A 24,116-nucleotide genomic window follows, 5' to 3' on the forward strand; every position below is an offset into this window, starting at 1 on the left:
CTCCATGGCCGCCGGCTACGCCGGCCTGGACAACGAGCTCTTCTACATGGACAAGACCATGATGGTCTTCGGCGACGCCAAGAAGGTCGTCGAGGACATGGTCAAGGCGGTGGAGTGAGGCGGCCGGGCCGGACCGCCGGCCCGCCTCCCCGCGCAGACGCCTCCTTCGGGAGGCGTTTTTCATGGGCGCGATGCGGGTCGGCCGGCCGGCGTTTGGCGGCTGTCAGCCGCACTGCCTATGCTCGGGCCATGCAGCCCGAGAATCCGGCCCGATGAAGCTGGCCCTGATCACCGACATCCACGCCAACCGCGAAGCGCTGGAGGCCGTGCTCGACCATGCCGAAACCCAGGGCGCGAGCCAGCAGGCCTTCCTGGGCGACTTCGTCGGCTACGGCGCCGACCCCGGCTGGGTGGTCGACACTCTGCGCGAGCGCGTGGCCCGCGGCGCCTGGGCCGTCGGCGGCAACCATGACGAGGCCGTGGTCCGCGGCCCCTCGCCGCAGATGCATGCCGAAGCCCGCCACATCATCGGCTGGACCCGCGAGCAGCTCGACCCCGCGCAGCGCGACTTCCTGGCCGGCCTGCCGATGAGCCGCAGCGTCGAGCAGATGCTCTTCGTGCACGCCAACGCGCATGCCCCGGCCGAGTGGGGCTACATCGACAGCCGCGGCGAAGCGATGCGCAGCCTGATGGCCACCCGGGCCCGCCTGGTCTTCTGCGGCCATGTGCATGAGCCGCGGCTCTACTACCTGTCGACCGTCGGCAAGAGCGGCGACTTCCACCCCACCCCCGGCATGCCGATCCCGCTGCTGCCGCTGCGGCAGTGGCTGGTGCTGCCGGGCTCGACCGGCCAGCCGCGCGACGGCAACCCCGCCGCCAGCTACGCGATCTACGACACCGAGGCCGAGATGCTGACCTTCCACCGCGTGCCCTACGACCACGAGCTGGCCGCGGACAAGATCCGCCGCGCCGGCCTGCCGCTGCGCCAGGCCGACCGCCTGCTGCACGGCCACTGAGCGGCGCATGGACAGCAGCGCCTCCTTCACCGGCGGTCGGGTGCCCGACCTGCCCGAGCGTCAGCCCCTGAGCCCGGGCCAGGTCATCGACGGCTTCCGCCTGGAGGAGCGCCTGCACCAGGGCGGCATGGCCACGCTGTGGCGGGTGCGCCGGGCCGATGGGCCGGACGGCGAGCCCGAGGGCATGCCGCTGATCATGAAGGTACCGCGCATCAAGGGCGGCGAGGACCCGGCTTCCATCGTCGGCTTCGAGGTCGAGCGCATGATCATGCCGACCCTGTCCGGTCCGCATGTGCCGGTGTTCGTGGCCAAGGGCGACTTCACCCGCCAGCCGCACATCGTGATGGAGCACATCCCCGGCGCCAGCCTGCGCGCGCGGCTGGACGAGGCGCCGCTGGCCCTGGACGAGGTGGTGGAGATCGGCTCGCGCGTGGCCACCGCCCTGCACGAGCTGCACCGCCAGCACGTCGTGCACCTGGACATCAAGCCCAGCAACATCCTGATGCGGCCGGATGGCACGGCCGTGCTGGTGGACTTCGGCCTCTCGCGTCACGACCATCTGCCCGACCTGCTGGACGAGGAGTTCACCCTCCCCATGGGCACCGGGCCCTACATGTCGCCCGAGCAGGTGCAGTTCGTCCGCAGCGACCCGCGCAGCGACCTCTTCGCGCTGGGCGTGATGCTCTACCACTTCACCACCGGCGAGCGGCCCTTCGGCGCGCCGACCTCGGTGCGCGGCCTGCGCAAGCGGCTCTACCTGGACCCGGTGCCGCCGCGCGCGCTGCGGGCCGATTGCCCGCCCTGGCTGCAGGAGGTCATCCTGCGCTGCCTGGAGGTGCGCCCCGACCGGCGCTACCAGAGCGCCGCCCAGCTCGCGCTGGACCTGCAGAACCCCGGCCAGGTGGCCCTGGGCCGCCGCGCCGAGCGCCTGGCCCGCAGCAGCAGCTGGACCCGCCTCAAGCGCTGGTTCTTCGCGCTCGGCGCCGAGCCGGTGGTGGCCGCCACCGCCAGCGAGCAGGTCCGCACCAGCCCCATCGTGATGGCGGCGGTCGACATCGAGGGGGCCACCGGCCCGCTGCTGGACAGCCTGCGCGAAACCGTGCGCCGCATCCTGCTGACCGAGCCCGGTGCCCGCCTGGCCTGCGTCAGCGTGATGCGGACCGCGCGCCTGGGCATGGACGAGAAGCTCGACAAGTCCGGTCACAGCCTGCACGTGAAGCAGCTGGTCAAGCTCAAGTACTGGGCCCGCCCGATCAGCAAGCGCCTGAACCTGGAGGAAGGCCGGCTGACCTTCCATGTGCTGGAAGCGCCGGATGCGGCGGCGGCCGTGGTCGACTTCGCGCGCCGCAACCAGGTCGACCACATCGTGATGGGCGCACGCGGCCAGTCCACGCTGCGGCGCTACCTGGGCAGCGTGTCCTCCCAGGTGGTGGCCGAGTCGGACTGCACCGTCACCGTGGTGCGCGCGGCCGAGGACTGAGCGGCCCGCCCGGGCCGCGGCGCCGGCTCCGGGTCACCCCCTGGGGGGCTCGTGAGCTTTTCCCGTCGCCGCCGGCCTGGCGCTGCGTAGCGTGCGGCAGGCCCGTCCCCCGACGGGCAGGGGAGGCCCGGATGATCGAGCTAGACGCCATGCAGGTGCGCTTCGGCCGCTTCACCGCCGTCGACGCGCTGAGCCTGCGCGTGCCCGCAGGCGAGCTCTTCGGCTTTCTCGGGCCGAACGGCGCGGGCAAGACGACGACGATGCGCGTGCTCAGCGGCGCGCTGCGCGCCAGCAGCGGCCAAGTGCGGGTGGCCGGCTGCGAGCTGCCGCGCGAGCTGGACCGGCTCAAGCCGCGCATGGCCTGCGTGCCCGATGTGGACACGCATTACGAGGACCTCAGTGGGCGCGAGAACCTGCAGCTCTTCGCGCGGCTCTACGGCGTCGATCCGCGCGCGGTGGAGGCCTGGCTGGCGCGGGTCGAGCTCAGCGAGGCCGCCGACCTGAAGGTGCGCAGCTACTCGCGCGGCATGAAGAAGAAGCTGCTGATCGCGCGGGCGCTGATGCACGGGCCGCAGGTCATCTTCCTCGACGAGCCCACCGCCCACCTCGACCGCCAGGCCGTCAGCCGCGTGCACGCCCTGCTGCGCGAGCAGGTGGCCGAGGGCCGCACCGTCTTCCTGAGCACCCACGACATGGACGAGGTCGAGGCCCTGTGCGACCGGGTGGCCCTGATCGCCCACGGCCGCCTGCTGGCCTGCGACACGCCGGCCCGGCTGATCGCCCGCCATGCGCAGCGCTGGTGCGAGGTGCAGTACGAGCACGGGGGCCGCAGCCAGCGCCTGAACCTGCGCATGGACGACGATGCCGAGCGCGCGCAGCTCGCCACCCTGCTGCGCAGCCACCCGCACCTGCGCATGCACACCCGCGAGCCGTCCTTCGAGGAAGTCTTCCGCAGCCTGACGGCTGCCGCCACCGCCGCGCGCGGGGGGCCGGCATGAGCGCCGGCCTGCTGCCGCCCCGCCCGCCCGGCGTGCTGGGCGCGCTGGCCGTGCTGCTCGGCAAGGAGCTGCTGCGCCTGCGCCGCAACCCGGCCGCCCTGATGGCCGTGGGCCTGCTGGTGCTGATGAGCGTGCTGGTCAGCCTGGAGACGCGCGGCGACCCGGCCCGGCAGCGCGCCGCCGGCCTGCCATGCTGGATCGTGCATGCCCCGGGTGACCCCTTCGCGGCCTACCTGCAGCGCCATGCGGGGCCGCGGCTGCCGGTTGCCTTCCTCGCGCGCGAGCAGCCGCAGGCCAGCGCCTACCCGCGCGGCCTGCCCTGCGCGGCCGAGATCGGCCCGGTGCAGGACCGCCAGGCGCAGGGCCTCAAGCCCCTGCGCCGCATCGTCTTCCGCCACGGCGAGGACCGCGCCCGCAGCGAGCAGCTCGCGCGCTGGGTGCTGTCGGGCCTGGCCGCCCAGGCCCTGGACGCGAAGATCGAGCAGGGCCTGCAGCCCTTCCCCGCCGGCCACGTCCTGGCGCCGCCCGGCGGCCTGGCCCGGCTCGACCTGGGCAGCGGCCAGACCCGGGCCCTGGTCGGCACCATGCTGCTGTACTCGGCGCAGTTCTTCGTGGCCTGTGCGCTCTTCATTTCCTTTGCCGCGCACGAGCGCGAGCGCGGCATCGCCCAGGCCCTGGCCCTGAGCCCGGTCGGCCCCGGCCTGGCCCTGCTGGCCAAGTTCATCTTCCACCTGGGCCTGGCCGCGGCGGCCTGCGCGCTGATGCTGGCGGTGCTGGCCCCGCGCCTGCTGGGCAGCGGGCTGCTCTGGGGCCTGCTGCTGCTGATGGGCCTGGGCCTGAGCGCGGTGGCCACCCTGGTGGTCAGCTTCAGCCGCAGCCAGACGGCGGCCAGCCTGCTCGGCTTCTGCTACCTGATGACGGTGGGCGCGGTCTTCGCGCTCTCGGGCAGCTTCCCGGCCTTCCAGGGCCTGCGCCTGCTGATGTTCGAGCACCATGCCCTGCAGGGGCTGGGCGCGCTGCTGGGCCCGCGCGGGCCGGAGACGGCGTCGCGCTTGCTGGACAGCCTGCTCGGCCTGGGCCTGACGGTGCCGCCGCTGCTGCTGGCCGCCACCCTGGCCTGGCGCCGGCGCGGCTGGCGCCAGGGCTGAGGCGCGGGCCGGCGCCACGCCGGCCGGACTGACACGGGCACGACATGCGGCTTTCACGGCCGGCCGCGACAGTGCACGGCAGAAGCCTGTGCCCCCTGGCGGGGCGCCATCCGCCTTGCCGTTTCCGGAATGCCCACCATGTCCCGACTTGCCCGCCCGGCCCGCCCGCGGCTCGCCCCCCTGGCCCTGGCCCTCGCCGCCCTGCTGGGGGGCCCCGTGGCCGCCCAGAGCCTGCCGGCCCTGGTCATCAGCCAGGTCTATGGCGGCGGCGGCAACAGCGGCGCGACGCTGAACAAGGACTATGTCGAGCTCTTCAACCGCGGCAGCAGCGCGGTGAGCCTGAACGGCTGGTCGCTGCAGTACGCCTCGTCCACCGGCACCGGCAGCTTCGCCAGCAACAGCCCGTTGGCCCTGCCGGCGCTCACGCTGCAACCCGGCCAGTACCTGCTGCTGGGCCTGGCGGGCGGCGCCCAAGGCGGTGCCCTGCCCGCGCCCGACCGCGAGGGCACGATCGCCGCGGCCGCCGCGAACGGCAAGTTCGTGCTGGTGGCCCCCGATGCCAACGGCGCGGCCACCGGCCTGGCCTGCAACGGCGGCAGCGCCGCCAGCAGCCCCTGCGATGCCGTCCAGCTCGCTCGCATCGCCGATGCGGTGGGCTATGGCAATGCCAACTACTTCGAAGGCGGTGCCGCCGCCCCGGCGCTGAGCGCGACGCTCGCGGCCTTCCGCGCCCTGGGCGGCTGCACCGACAGCAACCACAACGGCAAGGACTTCAGCACCGCCCTGCCCGCCCCGCGCAACAGCGCCTCGCCGCGCAACCCCTGCGGCGTCACCCCGCCGCCGCTCGACGAGCCCATCGTCCCGAGCTGCACCGCGCTGAACCTGAAAGTCGGCCAGGCCGGCAGCGCGGCCCAGACGGCGCGTGATCCGGACGGCGTGGTGAATGCCGTCCGCGTGGTCGGCAGCCTGCCGGCCGGCCTGAGCCTGGGCACGCTCACCCCGGCCACCGGCGCGGGCGGCAGCGCCAGCGTGACCCTCAGCGCCTCGGCCAGCCTGGCGGCGGGCAGCCATCCGGTGGCGCTGAGCTGGTCCAACGACACGGGCCAGTCGGCGGGCTGCACGGCTACCGTCACCGTCGAGGCGCCCGCCGCGGCCCTGACCCCGATCCCCAGCATCCAGGGCACAGGCGCGCGCAGCCCGCTGGCGGGCCAGACGGTCAGCACCGAGGGCGTGGTGACCAAGGTGCTGAACAACGGCTTCTTCCTGCAGGACCCGGTCGGCGACGGCAACCCGCTCAGCTCGGACGGCCTCTTCGTCTTCACCGGCAGCGCCCCGACGGTGGCCGCCGGCGACCGCGTGCGGGTGAGCGGCTCGGTGATCGAGTTCGACGTGAGCGGCAGCGGTGCGAACCCGGCCGCCGAGGCGCGGCCCCTGACCGAGATCGGCGGCAGCCCGACCGTCGTCAAGCTCGGCACGGCCGCACTGCCGGCCCCGGTGGTCCTGGACCTCGAGACCCAGGGCGGCGACGAGCTGGAGCGCTTCGAGGGCATGCTGGTCACCGTCCGCGGCCCGCTCACCGTCAGCCAGAACTTCTTCCTCGGCCGCTTCGGCCAGCTGACCGTGGCCGCCGGCGAGCGCCTGGAGACGCCGACCAACCGCCACCGCCCTGGCCCCGAGGCCCAGGCCCTGGCCGAATCCAATGCGCGCCGCAGCCTGCTGCTGGACGACAGCAGCAGCCTGCAGAACCCCCAGCCCATCCCCTACCTGGGCCAGGACGCCACCGTGCGCGCGGGCGACACCACGCCGCAACTCACCGGCGTGATCGACTTCGGCCTCTACACCGCCAGCACCACCGGCCTGTCGGGCTACCGCCTGCAGCCCACGGTGACGCCGGTCTTCAGCCGGGCCAACCCGCGCAGCAGCCAGCCACCGGCCGTCGGCGGCAGCCACCGCGTGGCCAGCTTCAACCTGCTGAACTACTTCACCACCTTCACCGACGGCCGCACGGCCGACGGCGCCAGCGGCCAGGGCTGCAGCCTGGGCGGCTCGGTCAGCGCCGGCAACTGCCGTGGGGCCGACAACCTGGCCGAGTTCAAGCGCCAGCAGGCCAAGCTGGTTTCGGCGATCACGGCCCTGGATGCCGACGTGCTGGGCCTGATCGAGCTGCAGAACAAGGGCATGACGGCGGTCCAGAACCTGGTCGATGCGCTCAACACCGAACGGGGCGGCCCGGTCTACGCCGCCGTGGCCGATCCGGTCAGCGGCACCGGCAGCGACGCGATCAAGACGGCGCTGATCTACCAGCCGGCCCGCCTCAGCCCGGTGGGCGCCTCGCTCAGCGACCCCGCGGCGGTGCACAACCGGCCGCCGGTCGCGCAGACCTTCCAGACGGCGGCCGGCAGCCGCTTCACCGTGGTGGTGAACCACTTCAAGTCCAAGGGCTGCGACGGTGCGAGCGGCGCGGACCTGGACCTGGGCGACGGCCAGGGCTGCTTCAACGCAACCCGCGTGGCCCAGGCCCGCGCACTGCTGGGCTTCATCGGCCGCCTGCAGGCTGCCCGCCCGGGCGTGCCGGCCACGCCCGAGCTGCTGGTGCTGGGCGACCTGAATGCCTATGCCCAGGAAGACCCGATCGCCACCCTGCGGGCCGCCGGCCTGGTCGACGAGATCGGCCGCGACAAGGCCTTCGGCTACTCCTTCGTCTTCGACGGCGCCGCCGGCCGGCTGGACCACGCCCTGAGCACGCCGGCCCTGGCCGCCCGCGTGGTCAAGGCCGACGAATGGGCGATCAATGCCGATGAGCCCTCGGTGCTGGACTACAACACCGAGTTCAAGCCCGACGACCGCTACAGCCCCACGCCCTTCCGCGCCTCGGACCACGACCCGGTGCTGGTGGGCCTGAACCTGGCGCCGGCCCTGCAGGCCGCCAGCCCGCGTGGCGGGGTGAACGGCACGGCCGGCGACGACGTGATCGTCGCCGGCGAAGGCGCCAACAGCGTGCAGGGCGGGCCGGGCGCCGATGTCTTCGTGATCCGCAGCCTGCGCGAGGCCGGCGACACGGTGCTGGACTTCACGCCCGGCGTGGACCGCATCGAACTGGCCGAGCTGATCGCCGCCCACGGCCTGGGCGGCCGCGACCTGATCGCCAGCGGCCATGTCCTGCTGCAGGACAGCCCGCGCGGCCTGGGCCTGCTCTTCGACACCGACGGCGCCGCCGGCCCGGCGCGGGCCAGCCTGCTGCTGCTCCTGCCCGGCCTGAGCCGCAGCCAGATCCAGCCGCGCCGCGACCTGGGCCTCTGAGCCCGACCCGACCGACCGTCCCCACCCCCCTTCCGCGCGGCCGCCGGAACCCCTCCCGCGGCCCGCCTTTCCGGAGTTGCCCATGTTCATCCCCCGCCTGCCCGAACTGCGCCCCGCCGCCCTGCTGCTGGCCCTGGGCCTGGCCCTGCCGGCCGTCCAGGCCGCCCCGATCAACGGCAGCTTCGAAGCCGGCCTGAACGGCTGGACGGTGCTGGGCGACGCCGCCGCCCTGGCCTCGCCCCAGGCCACCGAAGGCAGCCGGATCGCCTGGATCGGCACGGCCTCGGCCAGCCTGGTCGACGACGCCCCGCAGGCCGCCGGCGCCCTGAATCTCAGCGGCCAGGAGCCCCTGGCCGTGGGCCAGCCCGGCGGCCTGGAAGCGGGGCTGGGCCTGATGCTCGGCGCGCTGGACCCGGATCCGGCCCTCTTCATCTTCGCGATCGAGGGTTCGGCCCTGCTGCAGGACTTCGTCACCCTCGCGCCCACCGTGCTGCACTTCGACTGGTGGATCGACAGCGCCGACCCGCTGGCCGGACAGGCCGGGGGCGACCAGGCCTTCGTGCTGATCGACGGCGTGCTCAGCCCCCTCGGCGGGCCGGGCAGCGGCAGTTTCAGCGCGCTGCTGGGCGCGGGCAGCCACCGACTGGCCTTCGGCGTGATCGATGTGGCCGATGCCCTGGGCAGCACCCGCCTGGGCATCGACGCCGTGCACCTGACGGCCCCGGTGCCCGAGCCGAAGAACTGGGCCCTGATGGCCGCGGGCCTGGCCGCCGTCGGCTTCACCGTGCAGCGCCGCAGCCACCGCCGCTGAGACGCTTCGAGCCGGCCCCGGCAAGCGCGGGCTTCCGACAGAATCCCTGCCCATGGGCGGCCACCGCGGCCGCCGCCGGAGCCCCCCATGAGCGACGACTTTTTCGCCCCGCCCCCGTTCAATGCGGCCTCCAGCGTCGAGCGCATCCGCCGCGCGCTGCGCGAGAAGCGCACGCTGACCGAGCGCGGCGCCGCCCGCTTCGACTGGCGCGGCCAGCCCGCGGTGGAGATCGCCGTCGACGGCGCGGTGATCCGCGCGCGGGTGGCCAAGCACCCGATGCGCTCAAGCGACTGGCAGCTGCGCACGCTGAGCGACGGGGCCATGGTGCGGCACTGGATCGAGGACACGCTGCGCCAGGTCGAGCGCTGGTCCGACGAGGACTGAAACCGCGGCGCCCCCCGGGCTCGGCCTTACGTAGTTCCCGCCGACGCAGCGCCTGCAGCCGCTTCTAGCATCGCGCCACCGCGGCCGGGACAGGCCGCTGCTGACAAGGAGTTCGCGATGAAGAAGCTGCTGATTGCCCTGAGCGCCACCCTGGCCACCGGTGCCGCCCTGGCCGAGTACCCGGACAAGCCCATCACCATCATCGTGCCCTTCGCGGCCGGTGGCCCGACCGACAAGGTCGCCCGCGACCTGGCCGAGGCGCTGCGCAAGCCGCTGGGCGCCACCCTGGTCATCGAGAACGTCGGCGGCGCCGGCGGCACCCTGGGTGCCGGCCGCGTGGCCAAGGCGGCCAACGACGGCTACACCCTGCTGCTGCACCACATCGGCATGGCCACCGCGCCGGCCCTGTACCGCAACCTCAGCTACAAGGTGCTGGACGACTTCGAGTACCTCGGCCTGATCAACGAAGTGCCGATGACGCTCATCGGCAAGCCGAGCCTGCCGGCGGCGAACTACGCCGAGCTGAACAAGTGGCTGGAGGCCAACAAGGGCAAGGTCAACCTGGCCAATGCCGGCCTGGGTTCGGCCTCGCACCTGTGCGGCCTGATCTACCAGAGCACGATCAAGATCGACATGACCACCGTGCCCTACAAGGGCACCGGCCCGGCCATGACCGACCTGATCGGCGGCCAGGTCGACCTGATGTGCGACCAGACCACCAACACCACCGCGCAGATCGAGGGCGGCAAGGTCAAGGCCTATGCCGTGACCACGCCGCAGCGCCTGGGCACGGCCTCGCTGAAGGCCCTGCCGACCCTGGACGAAGCCGGCCTGAAGGGCTTCAACGTCAGCATCTGGCACGGCCTGTACGCGCCCAAGGGCACGCCCAAGGCGGTGCTGGACAAGGTGAATGCCGCGCTGAAGGTCGCGCTGAAGGATGCCGAGTTCCACAAGCGCGAGGAAGCGCTGGGCGCGGTCATCGTCAACGACGCCCGGGTGAACCCGGCCGAGCACAAGGCCTTCGTCGCCGCCGAGGTGGCGAAGTGGACGCCGGTCATCAAGGCCGCGGGCCAGTACGCCGACTGAGCGCGACGCCGCCGGGCGGCGGCTCCGGGCCCCGCCCGAGGGCTGCCCACGCAGAAAAGGCCACCCTCGTGTGGCCTTTTCGCTGCCGGAGCCGCGGCCGCCGCGGCGGGGCTCAGACCCGGCGGGCCAGCGTCTCGGCCAGGCCGGTGTAGCTGCCGGGGCTCATGGCCAGCAGGCGGGCCTTGGCCTCGGCCGGCATGTCCAGGGCCTCGATGAAGGCGCGCATGGTCTCGGCGGTGATGGCCTTGCCGCGGGTCAGGGCCTTGAGCTGCTCATAGGGCTGGGGCAGGCCGTGGCGGCGCATCACGGTCTGGATGGGCTCGGCCAGCACCTCCCAGGCCTTGTCGAGGTCGGCGGCCAGGGCGGCCTCGTTGACCTCCAGCTTGCCCAGGCCCCGGGCCAGGCTGTCCCAGGCCAGCAGGGCGTAGCCCAGGGCCACGCCCATGTTGCGCAGCACGGTGGAATCGGTCAGGTCGCGCTGCCAGCGGCTGATGGGCAGCTTCTGGCTGAGGTGGCTCAGCAGGGCATTGGCCAGGCCGAGGTTGCCTTCGGCGTTCTCGAAGTCGATGGGGTTGACCTTGTGCGGCATGGTCGAGCTGCCGATCTCGCCCGCCTTGAGCTTCTGCTTGAAGTAGCCCAGGCTGATGTAGCCCCAGACGTCGCGCGCGAAGTCGATCAGGATGGTGTTGGCGCGGGTGACGGCGTCGAAGAGCTCGGCCATCCAGTCGTGCGGCTCGATCTGGATGGTGTGCGGGTTGAAGACCAGGCCGAGATGCCGCTCGACCACGCCGCGGGCGAAGGCTTCCCAGTCGATCTCGGGGTAGGCGGCCAGGTGGGCGTTGTAGTTGCCGACCGCACCGTTCATCTTGGCCAGGGGCTGCACGGCCGCGATGCGGGCCCGCGCGGTGGCCAGGCGGGCAACGACGTTGGCGATCTCCTTGCCCACCGTGGTGGGGCTGGCCGTCTGGCCATGGGTGCGGCTGAGCATCGGCAGCGCGGCATGGGCCTGGGCCATGGCCGCCAGGGTGGCGAGCAGGCCGTCCAGCGCGGGCAGCAGCACCTCCGCGCGGGCCGCGGTGAGCATCAGCGCATGGCTGGTGTTGTTGATGTCCTCGCTGGTGCAGGCGAAGTGCACGAACTCGGCCGCGGCCTCCAGCTCGGCATGGCCGGCGAACTGGGCCTTCAGCCAGTACTCGACGGCCTTCACGTCGTGGTTGGTGGTCTTCTCGATGTCCTTGATGGCCTGGGCATCGGCCTCGGCAAAACCCTCGACCCGGGCCAGCAAGTGAGCGCGCGCCTGCGCGGAGAGCGGCTTCAGCTCGGGCAGGCCGGCATCGGACAGGGCGATGAACCAGGCCACCTCCACCTGCACCCGGCGATGCATCAGGCCGAATTCGGACAGCAGCGGACGCAGCGCAGCCAGCTTGCCGGCATACCGGCCGTCGAGCGGCGACAAGGCGGTCAGGGCGCTGAAGGCGGGGGTGGAGGTCATGACAGACGGTGACAAGGAGCAAGGCCGGCCAGGGCCGGGGTAACCCGTAATTTTAGGCGGCCTCCCCCCCGGCGGGGCGTGGACGTCCGACGACAGCGCCGGACGGGGCTTTTCAGGGTGGATGGCAGAATCTTCCCGACCCCTGCAACCGCAGGCGCCGTCTTCTGTCTGCCCCATGAAATTGATCGGTTCCCTCACCAGCCCCTACGTCCGCAAAGTGCGGGTCGTGCTGGCCGAGAAGAAGCTCGACTACAAGTTCGTGCAAGAGAACGTCTGGGCGGCCGACACCACGATCGCCGAAGCCAATCCGCTGGGCAAGGTCCCCTGCCTGGTCATGGAAGGCGGCGAGGCGATCTTCGATTCGCGCGTCATCGTCGAATACGTCGACACCCTTTCGCCGGTCAGCAAGCTGCTGCCCGGCAGTGGCCGCGAACGGGTGGAGGTCCGCACCTGGGAAGCCCTGGCCGACGGCCTGCTGGATGCCGCCGTCGCAGCGCGGCTGGAAGCCACCTGGCCGGGCCGGACCGACGGCGAGCGCTCGCAGGCCTGGATCGACCGCCAGATCGGCAAGGTCAACGCGGCGCTGAAGGCCATGAGCCAGGGTCTGGGCGACCGGCCCTGGTGCGTCGGCGGCAGCACCCACCTGGGCCTGGCCGACATCGCCGTGGGCTGCGCGCTGGGCTACCTCGATTTCCGCAACCCGGAGATCGACTGGCGGGACCGCCATCCCAACCTGGGCAAGCTCTTCGAGAAGCTGGCCCAACGGCCCAGCTTCGTCGACACCGCACCGCCGGCGGCCTGAGGCCCGCTCAGCCGCGCGGCGGCAGGCGCAGTTCCACCGCCCAGCCCTCTTCCGAGGGACCGCTGAGCAGGCTGGCCCCCAGGGCGGCCGCGCGGCGTTCCATATTGGCCAGACCCCGGCCCTTGTGCAGGCCCTCCGGCACGAAAAGCGGAAGTTCCGGCCCCTCGGCCATCTGGCGGCGCTGCAGGCCGTTGTCGATCACGCTCAGGCAGACGCCCCCGGGGGCCGGGGCAGCCGGGGCCTCGGGCGGCGCCTCCATGGTCGGGAGCGGCTCGACCGGTGCCCCCTCGGCCCAGCGCTCCACGGCCAGTTCGGAGGGGGTTTCGGTCGGCAGGCGGCCCGGGGGCTCGGGGGGCTGCGGGGGCTCGGGCGCCAGCGGGGCCAGGCGCAGCCAGACCGTGCTCGCCTGGGCATGCTTGATCACATTGGTCAGGGCCTCGCGGACGATGCGCAGCACCTGCAGGGTGTCGGTGGCCGGCAAGGACCAGTCGATCACCGCATCGCTGGGCTGCCAGACCAGCCGGATGCCCGCCGCGCGCAGCGAGGGTTCGACCCGGAAGCGCAATTCGGCCAGGGCCTCGACCAGCGGCCGACGGTCGGTCTCCAGCGAATCCAGGGCCAGGCGGAGCTCGACCAGGCAGTCATCGAGCGCGGCGCGCAGCTCGCGCAGGGTCTCGGCCGAGGGCGGGGGGGAGAACACTTCGACCGGTGGCCGCGGGAGGGGGGCCTCGGCCGGATCGCTGCGCTGGGCCTGCTGGGTCAGGGCCATGGCGGCGACCAGGCGGCCGCCGAGGCCGTCGTGCATCTCGCGCAGGATGCGATCGCGCTCGGCACGGGTGGCCTGCTCGCGCTCCTGCTCGCGCGCGCCCTCGAAGGCCCGGGCCAGCTCGGCCTCCTTCTGCGCCACCCGGTCGGCCAGGTTGCGGTTGAGCGCCTGCAGGCCACGGGCCGAGCGGGCGAAGTCGTCGACGACCGTCCAGGCCAGCACCGCCAGCAAGGCCAGGATGGTGTAGCGGCCCCAGGACACGGCGCCGTAGTCGTACATCACGCGGAACACCCACAGATCGCGCGCGCCGACGACCAGGCAGGCCAGGGCCGCAACGGCCAGCAGCACGGCGGCGAGCTGGCGGTCGCGCGCGGCACGCAGGATCAGCGCCCCGCCGACCAGGATCAGCACCCCCTGGCTGCCGGCCAGCACGGCCGTCCGCAGGCCCGGCTGCACGCTGAGCCAGCCCAGCACGGTCAGCAGCAGGGCCACGATGGCCCAGCCCGCCAGCAGGCGGCGCGCACGCGGCCCGTCGCGGCCGACCACCGCCAGGGCGTACAGGCTCATCAGCACGACGAACCATGCGTAGGAGACCTGGAAGAGCACGGCCAGGATCGGCGACCAGGCCTCGCTGCCGCCCGGCTCGAAGGCCGTCACCCGCCAGGCCCACAGCAGGCTGCCGACGCCGAAGCAGGCGTAGCCGAAATGCCGCACCCGCGAGGCCAGCAGCAGGGCCAGCGCCCCCATCACCGCCGCCGCGGCCCCCAGGGCCCAGGCCCCGCGGCTCTGCAGCTGGCCCAGCGCAACCTGGCGAGGCTCCAGCAGCTCCAGGGGGCCGACCCACAGCCGCGACAAGCCCGCCTCGCGGCGCGGCTCGCCGTGGACTTCCAGCTCCAGGACATTGCCGCGGCTGCGCAGCAGGGCCGGCGGCAGGGCCACCAGGATCGGCTGCTGCGAGACATCGGGCAGCGGGTGCCGCAGCGTGCTGCCGAACTGGGCGATCGGCTCGCCGTTCAGTTCCACCCGCAGCACCAGGCCGACGCGAGGGATGAAGAGCGCGGCCGGGCCCGCTTCGAGGGCGGCCTGGTCAAGATCGATGCGGTAGCGCACGCCGCCGTCGCGGCGCGGTGCGCTGCGCTCCCAGGCGTCGGGCAGGCGAATCGCGCGCGGCGGCTCGCCGGGCACCAGCAGCGTGGCCCGCTCGACCTGCTGGACGCTGGCCTCGGGCGGACGGTCCAGCCCACTGCAGGCCGCCAGGCCCAGGGCCAGCGCCAGGCAGGCCAGCCAGAACGCGATCCGCCTCACCGCCCGGCGTGTCGGTCGGTGCGCTGACTCAGCTGCAGCTTGCGGTAGACATTGCGCACCTCCAGCGCCACCCCGCGGGCGCTGAGGCCCACCCGCTCGGCGATCTCCTCGGGCACGAAACCCTGGGCCACCAGGCGCAGCACCTGCAGCTCCAGCGCCGTGACTTCGTGGCGGCTCGCAACCAGCGGGCCGTCCAGACCCATGCCGCTGTCGAAGCCGGGGTCGGCCTCCAACGCGCTGGGCTCCGGCGCGGCGACCCGCGGGGCTTCGAGCGCCGCCGGCTCGGCCCGGCCCTCGAAGCGCTTGAGCAGCTGGCGGGCAATCGCCGGCGAGATCGGTGACTCGCCGCGCGCCGCCTGCTCGACGGCCAGGACCAGTTCCTCGGTCGTGCAGCCCTTGAGGAAATAGCCGTCGGCGCCCGCCTCGATCGCGCGCAGCACGCGGATCTCGTCGCCGAAGACCGAGAAGACCAGGATGTGCGGGTGCCAGACCCCCTCGATGGCCGGCGCCGCGCTCAGCTCGGCAATCAGCTCGGTGCCATCGCCATCGGGCAGGCCCAGGTCGGACAGCAGCACATCGGGACGCAGGCGGGGCAGCTCGTCACGGGCCTGCTCCAGCCGGGCGGCATGCCCGACGCAGCGCAGGCGGGCCGTCTGGTTCAGGGCTTCGCGCACATGTTGGGCAATCAGCGGATCGTCTTCGACCAGGTAAACCGTCAGCACCTTCTCTCCTCGGCTAGTTCTCGCGCGTCGGGCCCCCAGCCATCGCGATGCGCGACGGACTCCCCACGATGTCGGGGGCGATTGTCGCGTCGAGCGGGCCGGTCGGCACAGGCCCGGGGCGACACGCCGGAAGCCGCCCCGGGCTGCGGCTAAACTTCGGCCACAGCGCCGATTTGTTCCGGCTTGCGGGCGCTCAAGAAATGCAGCTAAACAGGGGCCGCGATCCCAGCACCGCCCGGCCTCGCTAGCGCAGCGACGCCGGGTTTTCGTTTTTCTGGACGCTTGAACACCGTGGATTTTCCGAGCAGCGTGGGCGAGGTGACGCCCCGGACCCTCCGGCTCGACCGCCCCCTGCCGCTGCACAGCGGGGCCTCGCTGGCCCCGGTCGACCTGGTCTACGAGACCTACGGGACGCTCCATCCCGCCCGCGACAACGCGGTGCTGGTCTGCCATGCGCTGAACGCCAGCCACCATGCAGCCGGGCACCATGCCGACACACCGCGCAGCGAAGGCTGGTGGGACAACCTGATCGGCCCGGGCAAGCCGCTGGACACGCGGCACTTCTTCGTGATCTGCATGAACAACCCCGGGTCGTGCTTCGGCTCGACGGGGCCGACCCACCCCAACCCGGCCACCGGCCAGCCCTGGGGCGCCGACTTCCCGGTGGTGCAGGTGGAGGACTGGGTCGATGCGCAGGCCCGCCTGCTCGACGCCCTGGGCATCGACACCCTGGCCGCAGTGATCGGCGGCAGCCTGGGCGGCATGCAGGCCCTGGCGTGGACGGTGCAGTACCCGGAGCGGGTCCGGCATGCGGCCGTCATCGCCTCGGCCCCCGCGCTGTCGGCGCAGAACATCGCCTTCAACGAGGTCGCGCGGCGCGCGATCGTGACCGACCCCGACTTCCACGAGGGCCACTACCTGCGTCACGGCACGGTGCCCAAGCGGGGCCTGCGCGTGGCGCGGATGATCGGGCACATCACCTACCTGTCCGACGACGCGATGGCCAGCAAGTTCGGCCGCGAGCTGCGCAACGGTCACCTGGCCTACACCACCCAGGGCATCGAGTTCCAGGTCGAGAGCTACCTGCGCCACCAGGGCGACAAGTTCAGCGAGTACTTCGACGCGAACACCTACCTGCTGATCACCCGCGCGCTCGACTACTTCGATCCGGCCCGCGCGCATGGCGGCTCGCTGCGCCGCGCGCTGGCCGCCGCGCGGGCCAAGTTCCTGGTGGTCAGCTTCACGACCGACTGGCGCTTCACGCCGCAGCGATCGCGCGAGATCGTCAAGGCCCTGCTCGACAACCGGTCCGAGGTCAGCTACGCCGAGATCGATGCCCCGCACGGCCACGACGCCTTCCTGATGGAGGACCCGCGCTACCACGGCGTGCTGCGGCGGTGGTTCGGTCGCATCGCCCAGACCCTGTCCGGCGCGAAGGAGCTGCAGGCATGAACCCGCGCGGAGATTTCGAACAGATCGCCCGCATGGTGCCGGCCGGCGCCCATGTGCTGGACCTCGGCTGCGGCGACGGCAGCCTGCTGGCCCTGCTGCGCGAGACGCGCGGCTGCACCGGCTACGGCATCGAGCTCGACGACGCGAAGGTCGAGGCCTGCGTGGCGCGCGGCGTGAACGTGATCCAGCGCAATCTGGAGGAGGGCCTGTCGCTGTTCCAGGACAACGCCTTCGACGTGGTGCTGCAGCTCGAGACCCTGCAGCACCTGCGCCGCACCGAGCTGATGCTGCACGAGACGGTCCGGGTCGGTCGCATCGGCATCGTCAGCTTCCCGAACTTCGCGCACTGGCCGAACCGCCTGCGGGTGCTGGCCGGCCGCATGCCCGTGACACGGGCCCTGCCCTACCAGTGGTACGACACGCCCAACATCCGGGTCGGCACCTTCGCGGAGTTCGAGATCCTGGCCCGCCAGCAGGGCCTGCGGCTGCGCGAGGCCTTCGGGCTCGACGGCGGCCGGCGCATCGACTGGCGGCCGAATCTGCGCGCGCCGACCGCGGTCTTCAGCTTCGAGCGCGGCTGAGCTTGGGCGGACGGCCCGGCCCCCTGCGGGACCGGGTCGCGCCCCGGCGCCTCAGCGCGCGGCGGCCTGCGGGGCGAGGCCCGGCAGGCTGGCGGCCTCCCAGCCGCCGCCCAGGCTGCGGTAGACGGCCACCAGGGCGGTCGCCACCTCGGTGCGGGCCTGGGTCTCGGCTTCGCGGCTGGCCAAGGCCTCGCGCTGGGCGTCGAGCACGCTGAGGTAGTCGCTGATGCCGGCTTCGTGGCGCAGCGTGGCCAGGCGCAGGGCTTCCTGGTTCTGACGGCTCGCCTCGGCCAGCCGCGCGGCGCGCTCGCTGCCGCGGCTGTAGTCGCTGAAGGCCGCCTCGGTCTCCTCGAGGGCGGCGGCAACGGCCTGGTCGTAGCGGGCCAGGGCCTGGGCGCTGCGCGCCTCGGCCGCGGCCACGCGGGCCCGCAGCGAGCCGGCGTCGAAGGGCGCCCACTGCAGGGCCGCCCCCAGGGTGTAGACCCCGGCTCCGGCCCGGGCCAGACCGCTGACGGTCGCCGCGTTCAGGCCGAGCAGGCCCGACAGCGACACGCGGGGAAACAGATCGGCGGTGGCCACGCCGATCCGGGCGGTGGCGGCCGCCAGCTCGCGCTCGGCCGCGACCAGGTCGGGCCGGCGTTGCAGCCAGGCCGCCGGCGTGCCGACCGGCAGGGCGCCCAGGTCGGTCAGCGGCAGGGCTGGCAGCGGGGCCGGCGGGGCCAGGCGGGCGAGCAGCTCGCCATGGGGCTGTGCGCTGAGGGTGGCCAGGTGGAAGGCCTGCCGCTCGATGCCGGCCCGCAGCGCGGGCAGGGCCGCCTCGGTGCCGGCCAGCAGGCCGCGGGCACGGGCGAGGTCGAGGTCGGTGGCGCGGCCCGCTTCGCTGCGCAGCCGCAGCAGTTCGACCGAAGCACGCTGCGCGCGCAGGGCGTCCTCGGTCGCGATCAGGCGCTGCTGCAGGCCGCGCAGGCTCAGGTAGCTGCTGGCGAGTTCGGCCAGCAGCGAGACCTGCACCGCCTGCAGGCCGGCCTCGCCGGCGGCCACGGTGGCGGTGGCGGCCTCGCGGCTGCGGGCCAGGCCGCCGAAGAAATCGAGCTCCCAGCGGGCGACGAAGCCGGCATTGAGGCGGTTGCCGGTGCGGGCCTCGCGCGACAGGCTGGGGGCCAGGGTCTGCGGGGTGACGGTGCGGGTCGCGCCGGCGTCGATGCCGCCGCTGGGGCGCAGCGCCGCCTCGGCCTCGCGCAGGCCGGCACGGGCCTCCTGGAGGCGGGCCATGGCCAGGCGCAGCTCGGGGTTGGCGGCCAGCGTCTGCTCGACGAGACCGTCGAGCACCGGGTCCTGGAAACCGCGCCAGAAGCGGGCGAGGGCCAGGGCATCGACGGCCCCGGTGTGGGGCGCGGTCGCGGCACCGGCCTGGGTGAAGCCGGCCGGCAGGCGGGTGGCCGGCGGCTTCGCGTCCGGGCCGACGGTGGTGCAGGCCGCCAGCAGGGCGGTGGCGACCAGCGGCGCCAGGCGCAGCAGGGGGCCGGGGCCGCGGCGCAGGATGAACTCAGTCATGGTGGGCTCCGGCAATCGGGGTGTCCGGGCCATGGCCGTGGCCATGGCCGGCGCGAACCGGCATGGCCCGGCCGCGGCCGCGCATCAGCACATAGAAGACGGGCGTCAGGTAGATGCCGAAGATCGTCACGCCGATCATCCCGCTGAAGACGGCGATGCCCATGGCCTGGCGCATCTCGGAGCCGGCACCGCTGCCGAGGATCAGCGGCACCACGCCGGCGATGAAGGCGATCGAGGTCATCAGGATCGGGCGCAGCCGCATGCGGCAGGCGTGGATCACGGCGTCGAGCACCTTCTCGCCCTGCTCCTCCAGCTCCTTCGCGAACTCGACGATCAGGATGGCGTTCTTGCACGCCAGGCCGACGAGCACGACGAAGGCGATCTGCGTGAACAGGTTGAAGTCGCCCGGCTGGCCCCAGAAGCGCGAGAGCCAGACGCCGGTCAGTGCCGAGAGGATGCACATCGGCACGATCAAAAGGATCGCGATGGGCAGCGTCCAGCTTTCGTACATGGCCGCCAGCACCAGGAAGACCAGCAGCACGCACAGCGGGAAGATCACGACCATGGTGTTGCCGGCGATCTTTTCCTGGTAGACCAGCTCGGTCCACTGGTAGCCGACGCCTCGCGGGAGCGCCTCCTTCAGCAGCTTCTCCATCTCGGCCTGGGCCTGGCCCGAGCTGAAGCCGGGCTTGGGCGAGCCGTTGATGTCGGCCGAGTAGTAGCCGTTGTAGCGGCTGACCGCCGAGGGGCCGAAGGTGGGCTGCACGTCGACGAAGGCACCCAGCGGCACCATGTCGCCGCGATCGTTGCGCACGCGCAGGGCGGCAATGTCCTCGGGCTTGTTGCGGAAGGGCGCGTCGGCCTGGACGACGACCTGGTAGGTCTTGCCGAAGCGGTTGAAGTCGTTGACGTAGAGCGAGCCCAGATAGGTCTGCATGGTCTCGTAGACGTCGGCCAGGTTCACGCCAAGCTGCTTGGCCTTGGTCCGGTCCACGTCCGCGAAAAGCTGCGGCACATTGATCTGGTAGTTGCTGTAGGTCAGGCCGATGCTGGACTGCGGGTTCGCGTAGATGCGCCCGATGGCCCCCCAGACCGCGGCATAGAGCGCCTGCTCGCCGACCGAGTCGCGGTCCTGCAGCTCCAGGCGGAAGCCGCCGGCATTGCCCAGGCCGTCCACCGCGGGCGGCGGCACGACGAACATCTGCGCATCCTGGATCTGCTGGATCGCACCGTTCACCGTGCCCAGGATGGCCTGGAGCTGGGTCTCGGCGGTCTTGCGGTCCTCGAAGTCCTGCAGGCCGAAGAAGACGATGCCTGAGTTCGGCTGGGCTGCGAAGCCGTTGATCGACAGGCCGGGGAAGGCCACCGAATCCTTGATGCCGGGCACCTTCAGCGCGATCTCGCTCATGCGGCGGATCACGGCCTCGGTGCGGTCCAGGCTGGCCCCGTCGGGCAGCTGGGCGATGCCGATGAGGTACTGCTTGTCCGGCGCCGGCACGAAGCCGGGCGGCACGCGGGTGAAGAGGAAGCCGGTCAGCGCCAGGCCGATGGCATAGACCACCAGGGCCGCCGCCTTGTGCCGCACCAGGCCGCCGACCTGCCGGCTGTAGCGCGAGGAGCCGCGCTGGAACAGGCGGTTGAAGGCCGCGAAGAAGGGGCCGAAGACCTTGTCCATGCCGCGGGTCAGCGCGTCCTTCGGCGCGTCATGGCCCTTGAGCAGGATGGCACTGAGCGCAGGCGACAGGGTCAGCGAGTTGAAGGCCGAGATCACCGTCGAGATCGCGATCGTCACCGCGAACTGGCGGTAGAACTGCCCCGACAGGCCCGACACGAAGGCCAGCGGGACAAAGACCGCGCACAGCACCAGGCCGATGGCGATGATGGGCCCGCTGACTTCGCGCATGGCCTTGATGCTGGCCTCGCGGGGACTCAGGCCGGCCTCGATGTTGCGCTCGACGTTCTCGACCACGACGATCGCGTCGTCGACCACGATGCCGATCGCCAGCACCAGACCGAAGAGCGTCAGGGTGTTGATGGTGAAGCCCATCGCCAGCAGCACGGCGAAGGTGCCGACCACCGAGACCGGCACGGCCAGCAGCGGGATGATCGAGGCGCGCCAGGTCTGCAGGAAGACGATGACCACCAGCACGACCAGCAGCACCGCCTCGATCAGGGTCTGCACGACCTTGTTGATCGAGGTCTGCACGAAGCGCGTCGGGTCGTAGACGATGCTGTAGTCCACGCCGGCCGGGAAGTCGGCCTTGAGCCGCTCCATGGTCTGGCGCACCGCCTCCGACAGCGCCAGCGCATTCGCGTCGGGCGACTGGAAGATGGCGATGGCCGCGGCCTCCTTGTTGTTCAGCAGGCTGCGCAGCGAGTAGCTGTTCGAGGAGAGCTCGACCCGGCCGATATCCTTGACGCGGACGATGGAGCCGTCGCGCGTGTCGGCACGCACGATGACTTCGGCGAACTCCTCGGGCGAGCTCAGCCGGCCCTGGGTGTTGATCGAGAGCTGGAACTCGGTGCCACGCGGCGCGGGCGGCGCACCGACCACACCGGCGGCAACCTGCGCGTTCTGCTCGCGGATCGCCCGGGTCACGTCGCCGGCGGTCAGGCCACGCGCGGTGAGCTTGTCCGGGTCGAGCCAGACGCGCATCGCGTAGTCGCCCGAACCGAAAGCCTGCACCGAGCCCATGCCGGGGATGCGCAGCAGCTCGTCGCGGATGTTGAGCGTCGCGTAGTTGCGCAGGTAGAGCGCGTCGTACTTGTCGTCCGGGGAGACGAGGTGGACCACCATCGTCAGGTTGGGCGAACTCTTCTCGGTCGTCACGCCGATCTGCCGCACCACATCGGGCAGGCGCGGCAGCGTGCGGTTCACGCGGTTCTGCACCGCGGTCTCGGCCTCGTCGGGCTTGGTCCCGATCTTGAAGGTGACGGTCAGCGTCATCGCGCCGTCGGCCGTGGCCTGCGAGGACATGTAGAGCATGTTCTCGACACCGTTGATCGCTTCCTCCAGCGGCGTGGCCACCGTCTGGGCGATCACCCGGGGATTGGCCCCGGGGAACTGGGCGCGCACGACGACCTGCGGGGGCGCGACCTCGGGGTACTCGGAAATCGGCAGCCGGAAGATCGCGATCAGGCCGACAAGGAAGACCATGATCGACAGCACCGCGGCAAAGCGCGGGCGGTCGATGAAGAAGCGTGAGATGTCCATGGTGCGGGGCTCCGGCGGCTCAGACGCCGGCCGCCGAGGCGGCGGAGGCCGGGGCCGCGGCCGGCGCCGCGCCGGGCGCGGCTTCGACCGGCAGGCCATTGGCATCGACGGGCAGTTCCAGCGGCGCCAGCGGCGCGCCGGGGCGCACGCGCTGCAGGCCGCTGACCACCACTTTCTCGCCTGCGGCCAGGCCCTTCTCGATCACCCGCATGCCCTCGCGCAGCGCGCCGGGCTGGACCTCGCGGTACTGCGCGACCTTGTCGGCGCCGACCACGTAGACGAACTTCTTGCTCTGGTCGGTGCCGATCGCCCGGTCGGGCGTCAGCACGACCTTGCGCGGCTCGCCCCCGGCGAGCTGGATGCGCGCGAACAGGCCCGGTGCGAAGCGGCCGTCGCGGTTGTCGAAGGCGGCACGGACACGGATCGCCCCGGTCGCCGGGTTGAGGCGGTTGTCGACGAAGTCGACCGTGCCGGCATGCGGCAGGCCGTGCTCGTCGGCCAGGCCCATGCGGGCCTGCAGCGTGGCCGGGGCCACGCGGCGCAGGCGCAGGAAGGCCTGCTCGCTCACGTCGAAATAGGCATAGACCTTCTGCAGGTTGACCAGGGTGGTCAGCACCTGCTCGGGGCCGACGAGGTTGCCGGCGGTGATCTCGGCCCGCGAGAGCTTGCCGCCGATCGGCGCCCGGACTTCGGTGAAGGCCAGGTTCAGCCGCGCCCCCTGCAGCGCGGCCTCGGCCGCGCGGAGCTGGGCCTCGGCGGTGCGGGCGGCGGCCCCGAGCTGGTCGACCTCCTGGCGCGACACGGCACGCGATTCCAGCAGCCCCTGGGCCCGGCCCAGGTCGGCCTGGGCGATCGCGAGCTGGGCCTGGGCAGCAGCCTGCTGCGATTCCAGGCGGGCCAGCTCGGCCGCGTAGGTGCGGCGGTCGATGGTGAACAGCAGATCACCGGCCTTCACCACCGCGCCATCGCGGAAGTGGACCTTGTCGATGGGGCCGCCGACGCGGGCGCGGATCTGCACGGTCTCCGGGGCTTCGAGGCGGCCGGTGAAATCCAGCTGCTCGCGCACGCTGCGTTCGACCGCCGGGGCCACGGCCACCGGCGGCGCGCCGGGCGGCCCGCCCTGGGCCTGGACCCCGTCGCTGCAGCCCGCCAGCAGGCCGAGGCTACCGATCAGGGCGATCAAGGTGGCCGAGGCGGCCAGGGCCCAGGGCCGGCGGCCGAGCGGCGCGGCAGGAAGGGCGTCGGGTGCGGAGAGGCAGGGGCTGGACATCATGATCGGGCGGCCGCAGGGGCCGAAGAAGCCGGGACGACGGGCGCGACGGCCCCGGCGCGCGCATGTCGCCGGACCCTCCGCAGTGCTGCGCATCTTAATGACCAAACGGTCAGTCATCATTTATTACGGGAAAGCCCCAGAGCCTGTGAGCCCAAGGCCGACCCGGCGTGCAGAAAAGCACGTTCGACACCGCGCTTTGGCATCATCCCGCGATGCCTGAATTGCGCAGCCTGCCGCCCGCCCCGCCGCCCCTGCCCGAACCGCGCCGCCACGGCCCGGCCGCCTACGCGGTGCGGGTGGCGCCCAGCGCCATCGACGGCCAGGGCGCCTACGCCGACGAGGCCGTGCCGGCGCGGCGCAAGATCGGCGAGATCCGCGGCGAGCGCATCAGCGTGCGCGAGGCCCGCCGCCGCGCCAAGGGCCTGGCGCGGATCATGATCGTCGAGCTCGATGCGCATCACGCGATCGACGCAGCGGGCTCCTCGGATCCGCTGCGCTTCGTCAACCACAGCTGCGCGCCGAATGCGGTGCTGCGCATCCGGCAAGGCCGGGTGGAGTTCTACGCCCTGCGCGCGCTGAGCCCGGGCGAGGAGATCACCGCCGACTACGGCGAGTCGCACCACGCCGGCCAGCTGCGCTGCGGCTGCGGTGCGCCGAACTGCCGCGGCGCGATCTGAGCCGGGCGCGCCCGGCGCCGGCAGGCTTCGCGGAAAATCCGGCGTTTTCCCGCGA

19 protein-coding genes are annotated in these 24,116 nt (G+C 72.5%); 13 read left to right on the top strand and 6 right to left on the bottom strand.

Going from position 1 to position 24,116, the window contains the following annotated elements; all coding sequences use genetic code 11:
- From H4F90_RS13520 to H4F90_RS13560, 9 genes are all read left to right on the top strand, one after another.
- Window positions 1–118 (top strand): NAD(P)(+) transhydrogenase (Re/Si-specific) subunit beta (locus H4F90_RS13520; RefSeq protein ID WP_182665506.1); only part of this gene is annotated, 118 nt, incomplete at its 5' end.
- A gap of 154 nt (window positions 119–272) precedes the next feature.
- Window positions 273–1,016 carry a metallophosphoesterase family protein gene (locus H4F90_RS13525; RefSeq protein ID WP_182665508.1) on the top strand — a complete coding sequence of 248 codons (744 nt, stop codon included), beginning with the start codon at window positions 273–275 and terminating at the stop codon, window positions 1,014–1,016.
- A 7-nt stretch (window positions 1,017–1,023) separates the two neighbouring features.
- On the top strand, window positions 1,024–2,496 hold the full coding sequence (locus H4F90_RS13530) for a bifunctional serine/threonine-protein kinase/universal stress protein (protein ID WP_182665510.1): 1,473 nt from the start codon (window positions 1,024–1,026) through the stop codon (window positions 2,494–2,496).
- Between the two features lie 131 nt (window positions 2,497–2,627).
- Window positions 2,628–3,494 carry an ABC transporter ATP-binding protein gene (locus H4F90_RS13535; RefSeq protein WP_182665512.1) on the top strand — a complete coding sequence of 289 codons (867 nt, stop codon included), beginning with the start codon at window positions 2,628–2,630 and terminating at the stop codon, window positions 3,492–3,494.
- Complete coding sequence (locus H4F90_RS15775) at window positions 3,491–4,642, top strand: ABC transporter permease (RefSeq protein ID WP_182665514.1); 1,152 nt, start codon at window positions 3,491–3,493, stop codon at window positions 4,640–4,642. Before H4F90_RS13535 ends, H4F90_RS15775 begins: the two co-directional genes overlap by 4 nt.
- Window positions 4,643–4,780: 138 nt before the next feature.
- Window positions 4,781–7,942, top strand: a complete 3,162-nt coding sequence (locus tag H4F90_RS13545) for an ExeM/NucH family extracellular endonuclease (protein ID WP_182665516.1) — start codon at window positions 4,781–4,783, stop codon at window positions 7,940–7,942.
- Window positions 7,943–8,024: 82 nt separating this feature from the next.
- Window positions 8,025–8,753, top strand: a complete 729-nt coding sequence (locus H4F90_RS13550; RefSeq protein ID WP_182665518.1) for a PEP-CTERM sorting domain-containing protein — start codon at window positions 8,025–8,027, stop codon at window positions 8,751–8,753.
- Between the two features lie 87 nt (window positions 8,754–8,840).
- Entirely contained in the window at window positions 8,841–9,137 is a 297-nt protein-coding gene (locus tag H4F90_RS13555) for a hypothetical protein (RefSeq protein ID WP_182665520.1), read from the top strand.
- Window positions 9,138–9,254: 117 nt separating this feature from the next.
- On the top strand, window positions 9,255–10,223 hold the full coding sequence (locus H4F90_RS13560; protein ID WP_182665522.1) for a tripartite tricarboxylate transporter substrate-binding protein: 969 nt from the start codon (window positions 9,255–9,257) through the stop codon (window positions 10,221–10,223).
- A gap of 112 nt (window positions 10,224–10,335) precedes the next feature.
- On the opposite strand, the gene purB is transcribed toward H4F90_RS13560, so the two are convergent.
- Complete coding sequence (gene purB, locus H4F90_RS13565; RefSeq protein ID WP_182665524.1) at window positions 10,336–11,715, bottom strand: adenylosuccinate lyase; 1,380 nt, start codon at window positions 11,713–11,715, stop codon at window positions 10,336–10,338.
- A gap of 175 nt (window positions 11,716–11,890) precedes the next feature.
- Between purB and H4F90_RS13570 the strand changes: the two genes are divergently transcribed.
- Window positions 11,891–12,517, top strand: coding sequence for a glutathione S-transferase N-terminal domain-containing protein (locus tag H4F90_RS13570; RefSeq protein WP_182665526.1), 627 nt, complete (start codon window positions 11,891–11,893; stop codon window positions 12,515–12,517).
- 7 nt (window positions 12,518–12,524) lie between these two features.
- Here H4F90_RS13570 and H4F90_RS15820 read toward each other — a convergent pair whose 3' ends face one another.
- Together H4F90_RS15820 and H4F90_RS13580 are read right to left on the bottom strand one after the other, a co-directional pair.
- On the bottom strand, window positions 12,525–14,588 hold the full coding sequence (locus tag H4F90_RS15820; protein WP_182665528.1) for a sensor histidine kinase: 2,064 nt from the start codon (window positions 14,586–14,588) through the stop codon (window positions 12,525–12,527).
- Window positions 14,585–15,310 carry a response regulator gene (locus tag H4F90_RS13580; RefSeq protein ID WP_182665530.1) on the bottom strand — a complete coding sequence of 242 codons (726 nt, stop codon included), beginning with the start codon at window positions 15,308–15,310 and terminating at the stop codon, window positions 14,585–14,587. Before H4F90_RS13580 ends, H4F90_RS15820 begins: the two co-directional genes overlap by 4 nt.
- A 291-nt stretch (window positions 15,311–15,601) precedes the next feature.
- On the opposite strand from H4F90_RS13580, the gene metX reads away from it, so the two are divergent.
- On the top strand, window positions 15,602–16,762 hold the full coding sequence (metX, locus tag H4F90_RS13585) for a homoserine O-succinyltransferase MetX (RefSeq protein ID WP_182665532.1): 1,161 nt from the start codon (window positions 15,602–15,604) through the stop codon (window positions 16,760–16,762).
- Window positions 16,759–17,343, top strand: a complete 585-nt coding sequence (gene metW / locus H4F90_RS13590; RefSeq protein WP_182665534.1) for a methionine biosynthesis protein MetW — start codon at window positions 16,759–16,761, stop codon at window positions 17,341–17,343. The genes metX and metW overlap by 4 nt, the downstream gene beginning before the upstream one ends.
- A 51-nt stretch (window positions 17,344–17,394) precedes the next feature.
- Here the strand turns inward: metW and H4F90_RS13595 are convergent, their stop codons facing one another.
- Genes H4F90_RS13595 through H4F90_RS13605 form a run of 3 tightly spaced genes read right to left on the bottom strand, consistent with a single transcriptional unit; the run spans window position 17,395 to window position 23,384 of the window.
- On the bottom strand, window positions 17,395–18,897 hold the full coding sequence (locus tag H4F90_RS13595; protein ID WP_182665536.1) for an efflux transporter outer membrane subunit: 1,503 nt from the start codon (window positions 18,895–18,897) through the stop codon (window positions 17,395–17,397).
- Entirely contained in the window at window positions 18,890–22,111 is a 3,222-nt protein-coding gene (locus H4F90_RS13600) for an efflux RND transporter permease subunit (protein WP_182665538.1), read from the bottom strand. The genes H4F90_RS13595 and H4F90_RS13600 overlap by 8 nt, the downstream gene beginning before the upstream one ends.
- A gap of 19 nt (window positions 22,112–22,130) precedes the next feature.
- Window positions 22,131–23,384, bottom strand: coding sequence for an efflux RND transporter periplasmic adaptor subunit (locus H4F90_RS13605; protein WP_235972212.1), 1,254 nt, complete (start codon window positions 23,382–23,384; stop codon window positions 22,131–22,133).
- A gap of 212 nt (window positions 23,385–23,596) precedes the next feature.
- Here H4F90_RS13605 and H4F90_RS13610 point away from each other — a divergent pair, with 212 nt between their 5' ends.
- Window positions 23,597–24,061: an SET domain-containing protein gene (locus tag H4F90_RS13610; protein WP_182665540.1), complete on the top strand. Its 465-nt coding sequence runs from the start codon at window positions 23,597–23,599 to the stop codon at window positions 24,059–24,061.
- Window positions 24,062–24,116 lie beyond the last annotated feature (55 nt).

Origin of the sequence: Aquariibacter albus, from assembly GCF_014145335.1 — a bacterium.
Classification (GTDB): Bacteria; Pseudomonadota; Gammaproteobacteria; order Burkholderiales; family Burkholderiaceae_C; genus Aquariibacter; species Aquariibacter albus.

Bases quoted from the DNA above. Each gene is read 5' to 3' on its own strand.
- H4F90_RS13525 (WP_182665508.1), top strand. From the start codon at position 273: ATGAAGCTGGCCCTGATCACCGACATCCACGCCAACCGCGAAGCGCTG.
- H4F90_RS13530 (WP_182665510.1), top strand. From the start codon at position 1,024: ATGGACAGCAGCGCCTCCTTCACCGGCGGTCGGGTGCCCGACCTGCCC.
- H4F90_RS13535 (WP_182665512.1), top strand. From the start codon at position 2,628: ATGATCGAGCTAGACGCCATGCAGGTGCGCTTCGGCCGCTTCACCGCC.
- H4F90_RS15775 (WP_182665514.1), top strand. From the start codon at position 3,491: ATGAGCGCCGGCCTGCTGCCGCCCCGCCCGCCCGGCGTGCTGGGCGCG.
- H4F90_RS13545 (WP_182665516.1), top strand. From the start codon at position 4,781: ATGTCCCGACTTGCCCGCCCGGCCCGCCCGCGGCTCGCCCCCCTGGCC.
- H4F90_RS13550 (WP_182665518.1), top strand. From the start codon at position 8,025: ATGTTCATCCCCCGCCTGCCCGAACTGCGCCCCGCCGCCCTGCTGCTG.
- H4F90_RS13555 (WP_182665520.1), top strand. From the start codon at position 8,841: ATGAGCGACGACTTTTTCGCCCCGCCCCCGTTCAATGCGGCCTCCAGC.
- H4F90_RS13560 (WP_182665522.1), top strand. From the start codon at position 9,255: ATGAAGAAGCTGCTGATTGCCCTGAGCGCCACCCTGGCCACCGGTGCC.
- purB (WP_182665524.1), bottom strand. From the start codon at position 11,715: ATGACCTCCACCCCCGCCTTCAGCGCCCTGACCGCCTTGTCGCCGCTC.
- H4F90_RS13570 (WP_182665526.1), top strand. From the start codon at position 11,891: ATGAAATTGATCGGTTCCCTCACCAGCCCCTACGTCCGCAAAGTGCGG.
- metW (WP_182665534.1), top strand. From the start codon at position 16,759: ATGAACCCGCGCGGAGATTTCGAACAGATCGCCCGCATGGTGCCGGCC.
- H4F90_RS13595 (WP_182665536.1), bottom strand. From the start codon at position 18,897: ATGACTGAGTTCATCCTGCGCCGCGGCCCCGGCCCCCTGCTGCGCCTG.
- H4F90_RS13600 (WP_182665538.1), bottom strand. From the start codon at position 22,111: ATGGACATCTCACGCTTCTTCATCGACCGCCCGCGCTTTGCCGCGGTG.
- H4F90_RS13605 (WP_235972212.1), bottom strand. From the start codon at position 23,384: ATGATGTCCAGCCCCTGCCTCTCCGCACCCGACGCCCTTCCTGCCGCG.
- H4F90_RS13610 (WP_182665540.1), top strand. From the start codon at position 23,597: ATGCCTGAATTGCGCAGCCTGCCGCCCGCCCCGCCGCCCCTGCCCGAA.